Genomic DNA, 17,495 nt, shown 5'->3' on the forward strand with positions numbered 1-17,495 from the left:
AACAGAAGCTGGAACCACAAGGGCTCCTGTAATTGATATAAAATCGATTACAAGGACTATATTCTCATAGGTACGCCGAAAATGCAATATTTTTTTATTAAATGAACACATTTGTTAACGAAATTAGACCCCGCCGGCGACCGGGGAGAAGGAGGTTGCGGGGTTCCCCAACTCCGGCGAGAGCCGGCTTCGCCGGAGCTGGTGCCCCCGCGAGACTCCCAGCTCCGATGAGACCTGCTTAACCGGAGAAGCTGCCTCGTCCACTGCGTCAGCTCCGGCCAGAATTCGCTCACCGGAGGAAATAGATTACCGGAAACCGCAACTCCGGTGAGAGGCCCGTTCACCGGAGGAAATGGCGCCGCCTCCTGTACTCCGGCTAGGACCCCCTTCGCCGGAGCTGGCGAGCGCACGACATGCTCACCTCCGACGAGCGCTTGTTCGTCGGAGAACAGCCTCCGTTCCCGCATCCAGCTCCGGCCAGCATTCGCTCACAGGAGGAAGGACGATTACCGGGAAGCGCAACTCCGGTGAGAGGCCCGTTCACCGGAGAAGGGCGCGCCACGACCTGTTCTCCGGCGGGGATCCGCTTCGCCGGAGCAGGCGAGCGCACGACATCCTCACCTCCGACGAGCGCCGTTTTGTCGGAGGACAGCCTCCGTCCTCGCACCCAGCTCCGGCCAGCATACTCTCCCCGGAGGAAAACAATTACCGGGAACCGCAACTCCGGTGAGAGCCCCGTTCACCGGAGGAAACGGCGCCACCTCCTGTTCTCCGGCGGGGACCGGCTTCGCCGGAGCAGGCGAGCGCATGACGTCCTCACCTCCGACGAGCGCCGTTTTGTCGGAGAACAGCCTCCGCTCCCGCATCCAGCTCCGGCCAGCATTCGCTCATCGGAGGAAGACAATTACCGGGAAGCGCAACTCCGGTGAGAGCCCCGTTCACCGGAGAACAACGCGCCACCTCCTGATCTCCGGCGAGAACCCGCTTCGCCGGAGCTAGCGAGCGCACGACGTTCCCACCTCCGACGAGCGCCGGTTCGCCGGAGAACAACCGCCGCTCCCGCACCCAGCTCCGGCCAGCCGCCGGTAACAGGAGGAAATCAAATCACCGGAAACCCCAACTCCGTCGAGAAGCCCGTTCACCGGAGAATAGCACGCCACCACCTTAAACGAACTAGCCGGCGTGAGCCTTTCCCACAATCCTTCTAGCAACTTTGTCCAAAACGGGGAAAGATTGCACAAAAAACCTCTGATACAATACAGATAGCACAAGTACAATACAGATAGCACAAACAGAAGATACGCACACACGACACCAATCAAGGAGGGAGAAAAATGGACACACTTCAATCGGCCATCAGTTTCGTTCTGAACGATCTGGGCGCGGCAGTCTTCGTACCGCTCTTGATGCTGCTCATCGGATTGAGCATGAAAATGAAGTTTGCGGAAGCATTCCATTCCGCATTGACATTAGGGATCGCCTTCACCGGGATGTCGATCCTCATCAATTACATGATGGCCTCGATGGGGGATGCCGCCCAGAAACTCGCCGATAACACGGGAATCAGTTTGACCGCGATAGACGGCGGCTGGCCGGGAATGGCTTCCATATCCTGGGCCTGGCCTTACGCATTTTTGATGTTCCCGTTGACAATCGGGATCAACATCCTGATGCTCCTGTTCAACAAAACCAAGACCCTGAACGTCGACATGTGGAACGTCTGGAACAAAATCTTCACAGCAGTCATGGTTTCCTACATCACCGGCAACGTCCGCTGGGGATTTTTGGCCGCCTCGATCCAGATCATTCTGGAACTGAAAGCCGGCGACATGTGGGGACCCGAAGTCGAAAAATTGACGGGAATTTCAGGCGTGACAGTCCCACATTTCGTGACGCTGATTGCCACCATCCTCTTTCCGATCGACGAACTGCTGAAAAAAATCCCATTCTTCAATAAACCACTCGATGCGAATATACTGAAGATCAAAATCGGCATTTTGGGTGAAAACTCAGTCATGGGTGCCATCATCGGCTTCCTTTTGGGCTTGGCTGCCGGATACGGTTTCGCGGGCGCTCTGCAACTAGCGATCCAGGCAGCGACCGCACTGACGCTGTTCCCGATGGTTTCGAAGCTGTTCTCACAAGCCTTGACCCCGATTTCGGAAGCCATTTCGGACTTCATGAAAAAGAAATTCTCCGGAAGAGAAGTCTACATCGGCTTGGATTGGCCCGTTTTGGCCGGACGCAACGAACTCTGGGTAGCCGTCATCATCACGATCCCGGCATTCCTCATCACGGCGATCGTGCTGCCCGGCAACAACGTCCTGCCATTTGCGGGCATCATCAATCTGTCCTTTGTGATCGGCGCCTTGCTGTTGACCGATGCGAACCTTAGCAGAATGATATTCCACGGCATTTTTTCCGGTCCTTTGTTCCTTTACGCAGCCACTTTCTTCGCACCGTACATCACCCGACTGGCCAACGAAACCGGCGCGGCGACCGTCGCGGAAGGAAAACTGCTGTCCTGGAGCACCATCGCCGGCCCGGATATCCGCTACCTTTTCTGCAGCGCCTTTTCAGGCAGCCTCATCAACATGATTTTGCTGATCGTCTGGCTGGGCATATTTTACACGCTGTACCAAAGCAAGAAGAAATACAACGCAACAATCGGAAATGACGAATAGGGCGCTCGCGAAAACGTGTCCGCCCGAGCATCCGACAACCAGCGCCACGCCAGCGCTCCGGTTGCCGGATTTTTTCGCTTTCTCCGATAAGGAGTGCCTTCGCCGGAGCAGGCGTTTGTAATGGGTCGTCACCTCCGACAAGGCCCCGCTCCCCGGAGAAGAGCGCGCTAACCAGCCCTGAGCTCCGGCCAACATTCCTTCATTGGAGGAAAACGATTACCGGGAACCGCAACTCCGGTGAGAGACCCGTTCACCGGAGAACAGCGCGCCACGACCTGATCTCCGACGAGAACCCGCTTCGCCGGAGCTGGCGCGCGCACGATATTCTCATCTCCGACGAGCGCCGGTTCGTCGAAGGACAGCCTCCGATCTCGCACTCAGCTCCGGCCAGCATTCCTTCATCGGAGAAAAACGGATACCGGGAACCGCAACTCCGGTGAGAGGCCCGTTCACCGGAGAACCCCGCGCCACCACCTGATCTCCGGCGGGGACCCGCTTCGCCGGAGCAGACGAGCGCACGACGTTCCCACCTCCGCCGAGCGCTCGTTCGTCGGAGAACAGCCGCCGCTCTCGCGCCCAGCTCCGGCCAGCATGCGCTAGTCGGAGGAAAACAATTACCGGTAACCGCAACTCCGGTGAGAGGCCCGTTCACCGGAGAACAGCGCGCCTCGACCTGATCTCCGGCGGGGACCCGCTTCGCCGGAGCAGGCGAGCGCACGACATTACCACCTCCGCCGAGCGCTCGTTCGTCGGAGAACAGCCTGCGATCCCGCGCCCAGCTCCGGCCAGCATTCGCTCATCGGAGGAAAACAATTACCGGGAACCGCAACTCCGGTGAGAGCCCCGTTCACCGGAGAACAGCGCGCCTCGACCTGATCTCCGGCGGGGACCCGCTTCGCCGGAGCAGACGAGCGCACGACATTACCACCTCCGCCGAGCGCTCGTTCGTCGGAGGACAGCCGCCGATCCCGCGCCCAGCTCCGGCCAACAACCGCTAACTGGAGGAAAACAATTACCGGTAACCGCAACTCCGGTGAGAGCCCCGTTCACCGGAGAAAACCGAAACCACCCCAAAATACCGAACCCAACAATTGGGTCAAAATGTTGTTTTGACCCAATTGTTGGGTTATAATGAAATCAAACAAATGGGTCAATTGTGAGTTTTGACCCAAATATTAGATGGGAGGAAGAGCCGCTATGTCTTCTGCACTGAAACTATCTGAATTGGTAAGCTTCCTTAAACAGAATCAACTAGTATCCACTCAACAACTTCTGGAATTTTATCGGACTTTTGAACCGGATATTAAAGCTACTACCTTGCGTTGGCGTATTTATCATTTGAAGCAAGCAAACGTCATTTACACTCCGAAAAGAGGAATGTATGCTTTGCAAGGGAAAAAAGCGTTCCAGCCGGAGCAGACTGAAAAGATGCAGAATCTTGCTCAAACGATCCAAGCAAAGTATCCTTATGTCAATTTTTCCATATACCCTACGGAATGGCTGGCGGATCTCACGGAGCATGTGTACCAGTCGCGAAATATCATTCTGGAAGTGGACGCAGACGCGTTGAATTCCGTTTTTCATTTTGTGAAAGAACAGTACCCGAATGTCTATATTAGTCCGGATAAAGGGATTTACGACCTCTACATATCGCCTCGTGAGGAAAATATCATCGTCAATCGCCTGTATGTAGATGCTCCTCTGAATCGAGTAGAAGGCAATTACCACCTGCCTAAGTTGGAAAAACTGTTGGTCGATCTCATCATCAATGACCCCCTCATATTGCCGGTGAGTGAATCCGATGTGAAAACCGTCATCACAAATGCCCGTGAGAAATACAATGTCAACCACTCAACCTTGCTGCGGTATGCCAGGAAAAGACGCATTGAACAGAAACTGATTCCCTTTGGATTAATGGAAAGAGAAATATAAGATTCCTGATTATTTGATTAGTGAAGCAGGTCTATCAAGAATAGGTACAAACAGAACAAAAATATATTTTACAGGCCTGTTCTTGTGATAAAATGATTTAAAATATTTGAAAATGAGGAGATCCTTATCTGTGGACAATGAACTGGAAAGATTTATAAAGCATAAAGAAAATCAGTATTTCGATCGCAAAAGCGCACGAATAAAACCCAGAGATATCATAAAACATATCGTTGCGTTTGCGAATGCAGATGGTGGTAACTTGGTTATCGGAATAGAAGATAACGGTGAAATAACAGGTTTTGACTTTCAAGGAGCCAGTAGCCCAGATGAATTTATTTTAGCAATCAATACGATGACTAAACCCAATCCAGTGTATGAATATAAAGAAATTGATGTTATTAACGAATCTGGGATACAAGATAAATTGTTGATCATAGAGTAGAGGTGGAACCGAGTGTGAATTTTGTTATATTCGCTTCAAACGATGAAGTCTTTCTACGTATCGGAGACAAAAGTGTCAGATTAACGCATAATCAGATTACTAATTTAGAATTTGATAAAGGTCAAAGAATGTTTGAGGATTTAGAAATCATTGACAGTTGCCTTTCAGATATTGACGAAGGAATAATGGCTGCATATAAATCATTAAAACAAGCTGAAGCAATTCCTACCGAAACTATATTAAATGGGCGAGGATTAATGAAAAATGGGCACCTTACAAATGCGGGAATGCTGCTTTTTGGGAAGAACACATTCTTGCATTTACCAAATTCGAGAATCCGGTTTTTAAGGTATGATGGTAAAAAGAGTGAGACTGGCAAGCGTTTAAATATCATCAAGGAATTTGACTATGAGGGACCGATTCCAACATTGATTGAGAAAATAACGAAAGATGTCAAGTCACAACTACGTGAATTTCAATACTTAAAAGAGGACGGGAAATTTGCTGTGATTCCCGAATATCCTGAATTTGCTTGGTTTGAAGGTATCGTAAATGCGTTGACGCACAGAGACTACTCTTTCAAAGGTGATTATGTCAGGATAAGCATGTATGATGATAGATTAGAAATTTTTAGTCCAGGGGCTTTGCCTAACGTGGTTACTATAGAAAGTATGAGACATACAAGATATGCTCGTAATCCAAGAATTGCACGTACTTTATCTGAGTTTGGCTGGGTCAAAGAATTGAATGAAGGTGTAAACAGAATTTATGATGAAATGCAACTGTCGTTTCTGAATGACCCTAAATATAGTGAACCTAACAAAAATTCTGTGTTGCTTGTTTTGGAAAACAGCGTTACTTCTCGTCATCTAAGGGATACAGATAGGTTAGATGAGTATATGGGAAATCTTAATTTTGATATCTTGGACCGAGCTGAGACGACAGTTGTTGCTTATTTGTACAATAATGAAACAATCACTGTCAAAGAAACAGCTGAGCTGCTAGGAAAAAGTACAGGGTACAGCAGAATCTTATTAAGAAAACTTTTAGAGAAAAAGCTGGTTGTATGGCATGGAACAACCCCTAAAGACCCTACACAGTACTATTCCTTAGAAAACATCGTACCTAAATCATAATAATGAAATGTAGAGTAATGTAGAGTAATGTAGAGTAATGTAGAGTAATGTAGAGTAATGTAGAGTAATGTAGAGTATGATAGATATTTTCCCAACGCCATATGCTAAAATCAGTAGCAACTCTAATTGTCTTTTTACAATCATGAAGGTTTAAATCCCAAAGACGGCATACGAAAACAGCTGAAACTCAACAAACAGCAAGGGGTAATCACCATCTTCAACGCAGAAACGATCCGTAATTTCAACCCTACGGACTTCAAAATCTATGAATGCATTTCGCAGAACGAAGCGATCATCGTCTACATGACGATCCGCGAGCTGGCCGAACATGCGGGCGTTTCGACGGCTTCGATTCTCCGGTTCTGCCAGAAGTGCGGCTTCTCCGGCTACAAAGAACTGAAATTCACGCTGAAGGATACGCTGAAAAACCAGTCGAATGTGCCGAACAACAACGTCTCGGAAATCATCGATTGCATCCAGAAATTCGAACAACCACTCTACAAAGCCAGACTGGGAAAAGCCTTGGATATATTGTCGGGGGATGCGCAGATCATCTGCATCGGGATTGGTAACTCAGGGATTACGGCCCGCTATGCTGCGCGTTGCCTGTCGACACTGAAGAAGTTTTCCCTTTGTCTCGATGATCCTTACTATAGCGTCGAATTCCCGAAGAATAATACGGTCGTGCTCGCCTTCTCTGTTTCCGGCGAAAAGGGGGAGACAATCAGGATGGTCGAATCATTCAAAAAGGGTGGCTGTCCCTGCATCGCCGTCACAGTCAGCGAGAACAGTCTGCTGTCGAAATATGCTGACGTCACTTTGCCGTACTATTTGTCCTATAAGGGGTTGGAGGAGCACCTCGATACGACTTCGCAAGTGCCTGCCACCGCACTGATTGAAATATTGGCGAACATGTTGTACGAAAGAAAGCAACAGAACGCATAAAAACAGGACTTCTAGACGACGGAAGTCCTGTTTTTGAGTTCTTCTAGTTTGGGAATGAGAAATATTTTTTGGCAATGTGACAAAATACAATGGTATCGTTAAATTGTGTAATGAGTATTGCGATCAGATTCGTCTGCAATATTCATGCAAGGTTATTTAGTTGAATAATAATGCAGGATTCTCCTGAATTCATTCTATTCGAAGTAGAATTTAAGCGTTCATAAGATCACTATGGGACCAATGATTTAACTTTGAGCAAGTAAAATTAAGTGGAATTTTTTGTCTTGGAGGTTAGGAAATGATTTTTGATAAAATTACACCTGAAAAATTAGATAGTTGGAGTAAAGATCACAGTAGGCGAGCACAAGAAATATTACCTGAACTTGTTGCCAGATTGGTGCTTAGTAGTTCAAACAAAATTAAGAACTTTCATTTTCCATATGGTAAAGGAATTCAATATCCAGGCTATGATGGTTATTTGGTAGTGGATGAAGCTACCAATTTTTTTCCAGCAGGAACATCAGTATTTGAATTTGGGACAAACGGAGACATTCAAGGGAAATTTGATGAAGACATAAAAAAAAGATCTGAGAACTCTGATGGATTGGATATAGAAAAAACAGCGTTCATATTTGTATCGTCAAAAATCTGGAATCATCGAACTTCTATTCCGAAAAAGATCACTTGCACCGCTAAATTATATAATTGGAAAGAAATTAAAATAATCGATGCTCAAACATTGTGTATGTGGATTGATAATCATCCAGGTGTTTCAGTTTGGTTGATGGAAATCATGAATTGTAATATTCATGGCGTTTCAACAGCTGAAAAATTTTGGGATGAAAAGATAGGCAACACAAGCCCAAATTTGACATACCAATTTTTCATAAATAACAGAGATGCAGAAGTAAAAAAAATAGAGAAGTGGATTTCAACAAATGGTAGAGGATTTTTCTTTATCAAGGCTGAATCTGCCATGGAAGCAACGTTTTTTTTAATAGCGGCAATGAATAGTTTTGACATAGATGTTCTCCAAAAAGTTATATTAGTTTCGGACAGCAAAACATGGGGAAAAGTTATTTCAATGCAAAATAAAGACATTATTTTAGTTCCAACTTTCTCAGTTGATGAGAATATTTCCTGCCCCGACTATGTGAATGCAATAATACCTATTAGTAAATTTATCCCTCTTGCAAACGTATCAGACAAGTTTGAAGGAGTTGAGATATACAGGTTTAAGCATGATCAATTTCAGAAATCCCTCTTAGAATTAGGTGTTTCTTCGGATATTATATTTAGTTTAGAAAAGGAAACGAAAAGGTGTTTTTTACCTTTGTATCGGAATTTATCGACAAATCCTATTATCAAACAACCAGGCTGGCTCTCAACGTTAGGTAGTGAAGTTGAATATTTAATTCCCCTTATGTTACTCAATTATATAAACATAGACTCAAAAGGAGATCTGACAATACTCGAAATGTTGACCAATGTATCAAATGAAAAATTTCTATCAAAGCTTGATGATTGGACAAGAATCGAAGATTTCCCAGTGGTCAATACTGGGAAAGTATATCGAGTAGTGTCAATTCAAGACATGTGGTTGTTTTTAGGAGATAAGATTAAAAGAAAAGATATTGAGAATTTACGAGAAGTAATAATGTTAATATTTTCAGAAACCATACCAAAATACGATTTGCCAAAAGAACAAAGGCTCATGGCAAATATTATTGGCAAACAGGATAGGTATTCAAAGCAACTTATTGAAGGCTTGCTAATTTCTCTAATTTTCTTAAAAGAAAGAGATACAAAATTTTTAGAGACTTCTATCGGATCAACTGATACTTTTGTAACTGTATTATTAAGAGATGTTATGAACAATGTTATTACGGAAAAACAATGGCTCTCAATCGCAGAATTTTTCCCTTTGATTACCGAAGCTTCCCCTAAGACGATGATTGATATATTGAAAAAAGAAATGAATAATTTAAAAAGTGAGTTTTGGGAGCTATTTAAGGTGGGAGAGAATAATAGCATTTTCTCAGGAAATGTCTATCATCATATTATTTGGGGAATAGAAAGACTTGTTTGGATTGAAGAATATGCTGTTGATGCAATATTAATATTAACTAGATTAGCTCACAAAAAATTACCATTGCCAAGTGGCAATACACCGGATTCTAGTTTGAACCAAGTATTTTACTTTTTTTTCCCCCAGACAGCGTTAAATAAAGATGATTTGACAAGATTATTGGGTAAAATTATTCGAGAGTATCCTCAGGTGGGGTTAAAGCTTGTAGAAAATATGATTTCCTCAAGAGAACATTCATTTGTGTTGACTATTAGTAAACCTGAATGGATTGAGTTCAATGATCCTTCTGAAGTTAGATCATTAACATATGCAGAGATAAAAGATTATAGAGATAAAATTGTAGCTGTATTCTTTAATAATGTTAAAGTTGGCAAGGACACGAATGCTTTAAAAGTAATATTTGAGAATTTAGACTTTTTCTATCATGATTATGAATCAACAATAAAGAATTTAGTGAAAGAGAATATTAATGGGATTCCAGATAAGCAAAGAGCAATATTGGCAACATGCATTAGAAAAACTATTTTTAAGAATAAAAAATATAGTGATGCTAAGTGGCTATTACCAATCGAAATTATCAAGTTTCTAGAAGAAATATTACCTGAAGTAGAACCAAGTGGGGTATTAAAATATCTGTACTTATGTGAGTACTCTCCGCCAATTAATAATCCTATACCTTATTCAAACAAAATTGATTTTGATATGGAAAAGGACGACAAGAGCATACATGCTGAGAGGGAAATCGCAATCTCAAAAATATTTTCAGATGGTGGAATAGGTGCCATAATAGAGTATTGTAAGTATATTGAAGATGCTTCTGGATTTTCAAGAATAATCTCAGAAGTAGTTTTGGCAGGTAAATTTGACGTAGATTTTTTATTGAAAATATCTCGGTTTAATCTAAATTTATTCAGAGGTATAATTTATTCACTGAATAAAGATGGTTTGGAGCTCATGTTTGAAACGTTAAAGCGTGCTGAAAACATAGAATGGAAACAAGAAGCTGAAATATTAAGTCAAGCAGCACCTAACATGATATTGTGGGTAGAACTAGAATCAAAAAGAAAAGACATACTAGAATATTATTGGAGAAAATCACCAATAGTATCAGTAAGTCATTTCGATGAACAAGAGGCTAAATACTACTTATTAAAGTTGGTAGAACATGGGCGTGTAATTGAGGCAATCAATTCAAGTGCTTACTCAACATATAACAATTACGAGACACTTTTATTTCTGTTAGTATCACTAAGAATTTATTTATCAGATGAAAAAAGAACTACTTACCTTGACGTCAAAACGATTGTTCCGAATAATATTCAGAATATTTTTCACAAGATTAGTCAAAATAAGTACAAGGATATTGAAATAATTGGTGCTTTAGAATTATATTTCAATGATATTTTGTCGTATGATTTCTATCCACAATGCATAAATGAATGGATTGGGAGGGAACCGGAAGTATACGTTCAAATTATTGAAAATGCATATTCCAATAACACGGCCGGAGAAAAAAATAGAAGTTCTTTTTATAGGATGCTGAATAAAATAACAACTATTCCTGGATGCAATAAGGAGAACATAGACAAAGACACTTTTAATAATTGGGTAAAAAATGTGGTTTCTGTTGCGCAAGAAAAAATGTATGTTAAAGAAACTCTTTGGAGTTTAGGAACACTGTTAAGTTACTCACCAAATGGGGATGACGATATTTTTCCTCATCAAGTAATTAGAGATTTTTTTGAAGAGAACATGCATGATTCAAATATATCTGAGTTCCTTGTACCTAATTTTATTACTGGGAAAATTAACCAACAAGGTATGGTGGCGAATTGGGGTAGTGTAGAAGCTGCAGAAGAAAATATAGCCAATAAATATAATTGTGATGCTAACACGATAAGGATTGACTTTCCTGAGACAGCATCAATTCTTAGACGCCTGAGAGATCACTATAACTGGAGTTCAAAAAATTTGAGGGACACGGATGAATGGTATTTTGATTAAGCGAAGTAATCTCAAAATCTACATTTGTAGAATTAGGGAAAATATTTTTAGTTTTTATTCCAATCTTTTATTACTGATTCCTATTTGAAAGTATTCAAAAAAATAACGCATAAATGCATAAGCCTGAATAGTGACAAGTAAAATTATTGTCACTATTCAGGTTCTTTGTGCTTTTTGAAGATATTATAAGATGATTTGGCAGCCTACCGCAAATGAACTTCTCCAAACCTCCGTGCGAACGCCTCGGCATAATACAACACCGGAACTTGCGAAGTAAAACAATTGTCTCGCACCGGCACGTGGTACGTGAGGATATCGTCGGCGATCTTGTGCACCTGCACCTTTTCGTAGTTCGACACGACCAGAATACGTTAGCCCAGCGCCTTCGCTGCACAAAGTTTATTCAGAGCTAGCTCCTCGTCCTGTTGCACTGAAAAGTAGAGGATAGCACCGCTCTCGCCAAAATCCAATAAATTCCGCAGTCTAAACGAATCGTCAGTGAAGTAGCGTGTCGCCATTCCGGCCGCGTTCAGCAGATAGGAGGCATACTGCACTAGCTGGCCCTGCAGCCCCGCGTTGCCAAGCAAGATTTTGTCCGCACAGCCAATAAACCTATCCATGGCTTCCAGCATGCTTTCCTGACTCCCCTCCTGCGACACGGTAGCATTAGAAAGATTTTTTTTTAAAATAAAAAATATATTGATATTGAGTGGCTATTACAAGCGATACCAGCCTCGTTGATTTTAACAAAATAAAATATTTGAAAAAATTGTTGACTATTTTTTTTACATAGCGTAACATAGTGGATGTAAACGATAACAAAATTAAATACGAGTGTAACTGTTAAATCAGGCATAATTGAGTAGCGCTTTTTTAGTGCTGTTCAGTTGTGCCTTTTTTGTTGGGAGGGATAATAGTTGAATGTTGTTCAGTCACTGAATCAGAATGCTTTACTAGTGAATGACGCAGGTAAAGAATGCATTGTTGTCGGAAAGGGAATCGGGTTTGGTAAGAAGAAGGGGGATAAAGTTTCAGAAGACCTAATCACTAAAGTTTATAAAATGGCTCCCGAAAAGAGTGAATGGACAGGTTATTACGAAAATGTAGATGAACAATGTATTCAGATGGCAGAAGAAATTGCTGAGCAAGCAGAAAAATTTTTAAATAAAGAATTTAGCGGAAATTTTATATTATCTTTAGCCAGCCATATTCAATATCTTGAAGCAAAGTATCAAGATCAGATTGATATTCCTGAACCTTTTCATTATGAACTTAAATATTTATTTTCTAACGAGCATCAAGCCGCAGAATGGTCAATCAAGTTTTTGCAGGATAAATATAATTTGAATTTACCTATGGCAGAAGTATCATTTTTCACTTTGCACTTTGTGAATGGCTTGTTAGAAACTGGCCAGGTCAATAATGTTGTTGAACTAAGTAATATTTTAAACGAAACAATCGAATTATTAGAGGGTGAAATGAACAGAGATTTGAATCGTGAAACGATCGAGTTCTCAAGATTCGTAGTTCATCTAAGATATTTTATTATCAGAAACTTAACTGGAAAGTTAAAGGATTCCAATATTGAAGAAGAAGCGTTTAAGAAAATTTACGATTTGTCTTTTGAAATGTTCCCATTTGAAAAAGCAATACTTGAGAAATTAAAGACGATGCTTTATCTGGAACACGATATGAAATTTGGTAATTCAGAAGATTTTTATTTGCTGTTGCATTTAGTGAGGATTATGAAAAGTGGAGGTGGATGTAATAATGAGTTTTCAAGAGTTGTTCAAGGAAGAGTTGATTGAACTTGATATTCAATCCCATGATAAAATTGATTTTTTTGAAAGGATATCCAGTGAATTAGTGGAAAAAGGATATGTAGAGAATAGTTTCAGAGAGGCGATTATTGCACGGGAAAATATTTATCCAACTGGATTACAATTGGATGGATTTGCAGTAGCCATCCCGCATACGGATGTTGTTCACATTAAAAAGCCATTCGTAGCAATTAAAAGACTAGTTGAAGACATTGATTTTTATCAGATGGGAACGGATGATGTTGTTGTACCAGTAAAAGATATTTTGATTTTAGGTATTAAAGAACCGAAAAATCAAGTTGGATTATTATCTGATTTGATGTCATGTTTTGCAGACTCAGAATTTGTAAGGAAGTATCGGTCAGTAAACACTAAGGAATCAATTATTGATTTAATTAATAATTCTATATAAAAAATTGGAGGAAATTATCATGAAAAAAATTATTGTAGCTTGCGGATCAGGGGTTGCCACTTCTCAAACGGTTGCATCAAAACTTGCTAAATTACTGAAGGAAAGAAAAGTTAATGCAGTAGTGGAGGCTGTTGACATAAAATCATTGAAGCATTATGTAAAAGATGCCGATGCGTATGTGTCAATCGTAAAGTCGAAAGAGGAGTTCAATATTCCTGTGTTTAATGGTGTTGCTTTCCTAACAGGAATGGGGCAAGAACAAGAACTGGAAAAAATTATTAAACTAATTAAGGAGGGGTAATCATGGAAACACTTCAATCAATTATCAGCTTTATTCTAAATGATCTCGGTGCAGCAGTGTTTGTTCCATTATTAATGTTAATTATCGGGTTAAGTATGAAAATGAAATTTTCTGAGGCTTTTAGTTCTTCGTTAACTCTAGGTATAGCATTTACCGGAATGTCGATTCTGATAAATTATATGATGACATCTATGGGAGATGCAGCCCAGAAACTTGCGCAAAATACAGGATTGAGCTTGCCCGCCGTAGATGGAGGCTGGCCAGGAATGGCCTCTATATCTTGGGCATGGCCATATGCATTTTTGATGTTCCCGCTAACGATTGGTATAAATATTTTGTTGTTGATGTTTAATAAAACAAAAACTTTGAATGTTGATATGTGGAATGTTTGGAACAAAATATTTACGGCAGTAATGGTTTCTTATATTACTGGAAATGTTCTTTGGGGATTTGTAGCTGCTTCAATCCAAATTATTTTAGAATTGAAGGCTGGTGATATGTGGGGACCAGAAGTTGAAAAGTTAACAGGTATTCCTGGTGTCACAGTGCCGCATTTCGTTACTTTGATTGCTACTATCCTTTTTCCTATAGATGAGCTCTTGAAAAAAATTCCATTCTTCAATAAACCTTTGGATGCAGATTCACTAAAAGAGAAAATTGGTATTTTTGGTGAAAATTCAGTTATGGGTGCTATTATTGGGTTTTTGCTAGGATTAGCTGCTGGATATGGTTTCTCAGGCGCTTTACAGCTTGCAATTCAAGCAGCGACAGCATTGACGCTGTTCCCGATGGTTTCCAAATTGTTCTCTCAAGCTTTATCACCAATCTCTGAAGCAATTTCGGATTTTATGAAAAATAAATTCTCTGGAAAAGAAGTATACATTGGTTTGGATTGGCCCATTCTTGCTGGACGCAACGAATTATGGGTAGCAGTTATCATTACGATTCCTGTATTACTGATCATGGCGATTATACTTCCAGGGAATACCGTTTTACCGTTTGCAGGTATCATTAACCTTTCCTTTGTAATCGGAGCGTTACTGTTGACCGATGCAAACCTCGGAAGAATGATATTCCACGGTGTCATTTCTGCGCCGATGTTCCTGTACGGAGCTACTTATTTTGCGCCATATATTACTCGTTTAGCAAATGAAACCGGTGCAGCAACAGTAAATGAAGGCAAATTATTATCTTGGAGTACATTTGAAGGGCCAGACATCAGATTGTTATTCTCTACCGCATTTTCCGGTAATATCATCGGCATTGTTTTATTAGCCGCGTGGATGGGTTTGTTTTATTGGATGTATCATAGTAAGAAAAAATACAATGCAACTATAGAAAATGACTGATATGAAAGAATCGAAATCATTTTGGATCAGCGTAATTCTTTTGGATGTACTGCTGCTTATTTACAGTTTTCAATTTAAAAATTGGATTATTAGCGCAATTGCATTTGTTTTGATGTTACTGATAAAACATTTTGCATATGATTTATTGTTTGCAAAATTTGACAATAATTGGGACAGAAAACATGCTGAATACCTTAAAAGAAAAAAGGGGTTAAATTGAAATGACACAGTTTGCAAATCATGATGCCGTCAAAGAGTTGGGTGAATTAACCTTCACTATGTGGAACATGGGATGGGATGAGAAGAATGGTGGAAATATCAGCTATATTTTATCAGAGGAAGAAGTTAGTGAAATTGATTTTTCTCATGAGCCGGTATTTATTGAATTACAGAATATTCCTATTAATTTAATCGGCAAGCACATAATGATTACAGCTTCAGGTAGTAATTTCCGCTTGGTCAGGGATAATATAGTTGAAACTGTTGGGATAATCAGAGTTGAAAAAAATGGGTATTCCATTTTAGTTGGATTCCAGAACGGCAATAAACCAACCAGCGAAATTTATATGCACCTTTTATCCCACAGTGCGCGCCTAGAAGTGGATCCAACGCATCGTGTAATTGTTCATAATCATGCAACCGAAATTTCGGAAATGACATTTGTCCATGATTTGGATGAGGACTCCTTCACTAGGACATTATGGGGTTTAATTACAGAATGTATCGTCGTTTTCCCAGACGGAATTGGGGTCCTTCCTTGGATGGTTTGTGGTAATGAAGCGATTGGCCTAGCAACTGCCGAGAAACTGAAAAAATGTCGAATTGTGGTATGGGCTCATCACGGCATTCTTGCCTCTGGAAGTAGTTTGAATGATGCCTTTGGTTTAATAGAAACAGTCAATAAAGCTGCAAAAATATATATGGCCACATTCGATAAGAGAATTACCACTGGAATAAACGATTCAGAATTATTGGAGCTTTGTAAGTTTTTTAATATTGTCCCTAAAGAAGGAATAATTAAAAACTAATTATTTAAGTGGGGGAGGCAACTCCCTTCTTAAAGTGCACTTAATTGTGAAAAAAATAGCAAAGGGGTAACGGGAAATGGCAAATAGAATGATTTTAAATGAAACATCCTATCATGGCAAGGGGGCAATCAATAGCATTCCTCTTGAATTTAAAAAACGCAATTTCAAAAAGGCTGTTCTCATTACTGACAAAGATTTGATTAAGTACGGAGTGGCAACGAGAGTTTCAGCACTGCTGGATAAAGAAGAAATTGAGTATGACATTTATGATGGAATTGTTCCCAATCCTACCATTCAAAATGTCAAAGACGGTGTAGAATTTGTAAAAAGAATGGATGCTGACTGTATTATTGCAGTAGGAGGTGGATCCCCAATAGATACGGCAAAAGCAATTGGGATAATAATCACCAATCCGGAATTTGAAGATGTACTTAGCTTAGAAGGCGTGGCTGATACAAAGAAAGCCTGTTTACCAATTTTGGCAGTACCTACCACATCAGGAACGGCAGCTGAAGTAACAATCAATTACGTCATTACAGATGAAAATAATCACCGTAAATTTGTTTGCATAGATCCACATGATATACCAATTGTTTCGTTTGTTGATAGTGATATGATGATGGGCATGCCAAAAGGTTTGTGTGCTTCCACTGGTATGGATGCGATGACTCATGCAATCGAGGGGTATGTAACTAAAGGTGCATGGGACATGACTGATATGATGCATATTAAAGCTATTGAAATTATTGGTAAATCTTTGAAAGATTCGGTAAATGGAAATCCGGAAGCGCGTGAAAAAATGGCGTTGGGGCAATATATTGCAGGTATGGGATTCTCGAATGTTGGCTTGGGATTAGTACACGGAATGGCCCATCCACTATCAGCATGGTATAACATACCGCATGGTATAGCGTGTGCATCTTTATTGCCGACTGTGATGGAATACAACAAGGATTTTACAGGTGATAAATATAGAGATATCGCCCGAATACTAGGCATCGACGGTGCAGATGCAATGAGTATTGAAGATGTTAGAAATGTAGCGTGCAGAGCTATCGCTGATTTGAGTAAGGATGTCGGCATCCCAGCTACGATATCTGAGTTAGGAGTTAAAGCAGAGGATATTCCACGAATTGCAGAAGATGCTTTTCGTGATGTATGCTCACCTGGTAATCCGAGAGATACATCTATAGAAGACATCATTGGATTATATCAGAATTTAATGTAGTAATTAGTTTATTGTATTAGATTAACAATTCACCACTTTACAAGTAATTAAAAATTGTGCTTTTCTTCAACCCATTGTTCATAAGCCTTTAGGAGTGCCAGCGATTTAATCCTATTTTCGATGGA

General features: G+C 41.0%; 13 protein-coding genes. 12 read left to right on the plus strand and 1 reads right to left on the minus strand.

The window, feature by feature from the left end; all coding sequences use genetic code 11:
• The first annotated feature begins 1,334 nt into the window (after window positions 1–1,334).
• From C8U37_RS08485 to C8U37_RS08505, 6 genes are all read left to right on the plus strand, one after another.
• Complete coding sequence (locus C8U37_RS08485; RefSeq protein ID WP_108032810.1) at window positions 1,335–2,684, plus strand: PTS galactitol transporter subunit IIC; 1,350 nt, start codon at window positions 1,335–1,337, stop codon at window positions 2,682–2,684.
• 1,197 nt (window positions 2,685–3,881) lie between these two features.
• Window positions 3,882–4,616, plus strand: coding sequence for a DUF6577 family protein (locus C8U37_RS08490; RefSeq protein ID WP_108032811.1), 735 nt, complete (start codon window positions 3,882–3,884; stop codon window positions 4,614–4,616).
• 130 nt (window positions 4,617–4,746) lie between these two features.
• Window positions 4,747–5,058 carry an AlbA family DNA-binding domain-containing protein gene (locus tag C8U37_RS14560; protein ID WP_245879800.1) on the plus strand — a complete coding sequence of 104 codons (312 nt, stop codon included), beginning with the start codon at window positions 4,747–4,749 and terminating at the stop codon, window positions 5,056–5,058.
• 14 nt (window positions 5,059–5,072) lie between these two features.
• Entirely contained in the window at window positions 5,073–6,194 is a 1,122-nt protein-coding gene (locus C8U37_RS08495; RefSeq protein ID WP_245879801.1) for an ATP-binding protein, read from the plus strand.
• A gap of 126 nt (window positions 6,195–6,320) precedes the next feature.
• A complete protein-coding gene (locus C8U37_RS08500; RefSeq protein ID WP_108032812.1) occupies window positions 6,321–7,139 on the plus strand; it encodes a MurR/RpiR family transcriptional regulator in 819 nt (272 codons plus the stop codon).
• 298 nt (window positions 7,140–7,437) lie between these two features.
• Window positions 7,438–11,232 carry a hypothetical protein gene (locus C8U37_RS08505; RefSeq protein WP_108032813.1) on the plus strand — a complete coding sequence of 1,265 codons (3,795 nt, stop codon included), beginning with the start codon at window positions 7,438–7,440 and terminating at the stop codon, window positions 11,230–11,232.
• Window positions 11,233–11,603: 371 nt separating this feature from the next.
• Here the strand turns inward: C8U37_RS08505 and C8U37_RS08510 are convergent, their stop codons facing one another.
• A complete protein-coding gene (locus tag C8U37_RS08510) occupies window positions 11,604–11,864 on the minus strand; it encodes a hypothetical protein (protein ID WP_108032814.1) in 261 nt (86 codons plus the stop codon).
• A gap of 285 nt (window positions 11,865–12,149) precedes the next feature.
• On the opposite strand from C8U37_RS08510, the gene C8U37_RS08515 reads away from it, so the two are divergent.
• From C8U37_RS08515 to fucO, 6 genes are all read left to right on the plus strand, one after another.
• On the plus strand, window positions 12,150–13,040 hold the full coding sequence (locus tag C8U37_RS08515) for a PRD domain-containing protein (protein WP_108032815.1): 891 nt from the start codon (window positions 12,150–12,152) through the stop codon (window positions 13,038–13,040).
• Complete coding sequence (locus C8U37_RS08520; RefSeq protein ID WP_108032816.1) at window positions 13,003–13,464, plus strand: PTS sugar transporter subunit IIA; 462 nt, start codon at window positions 13,003–13,005, stop codon at window positions 13,462–13,464. The genes C8U37_RS08515 and C8U37_RS08520 overlap by 38 nt, the downstream gene beginning before the upstream one ends.
• 19 nt (window positions 13,465–13,483) lie before the next feature.
• A complete protein-coding gene (locus C8U37_RS08525; RefSeq protein WP_108032817.1) occupies window positions 13,484–13,765 on the plus strand; it encodes a PTS sugar transporter subunit IIB in 282 nt (93 codons plus the stop codon).
• Window positions 13,766–13,767: 2 nt separating this feature from the next.
• Window positions 13,768–15,114: a PTS galactitol transporter subunit IIC gene (locus tag C8U37_RS08530; protein ID WP_108032818.1), complete on the plus strand. Its 1,347-nt coding sequence runs from the start codon at window positions 13,768–13,770 to the stop codon at window positions 15,112–15,114.
• Between the two features lie 221 nt (window positions 15,115–15,335).
• Window positions 15,336–16,142, plus strand: a complete 807-nt coding sequence (rhaD, locus tag C8U37_RS08540; RefSeq protein ID WP_108032820.1) for a rhamnulose-1-phosphate aldolase — start codon at window positions 15,336–15,338, stop codon at window positions 16,140–16,142.
• 76 nt (window positions 16,143–16,218) lie between these two features.
• Window positions 16,219–17,370, plus strand: coding sequence for a lactaldehyde reductase (gene fucO / locus C8U37_RS08545; protein WP_108032821.1), 1,152 nt, complete (start codon window positions 16,219–16,221; stop codon window positions 17,368–17,370).
• Window positions 17,371–17,495: the final 125 nt, after the last annotated feature.

Origin of the sequence: Trichococcus patagoniensis (genome assembly GCF_003051085.1) — a bacterium.
Taxonomy (GTDB): domain Bacteria; phylum Bacillota; class Bacilli; order Lactobacillales; family Aerococcaceae; genus Trichococcus; species Trichococcus patagoniensis.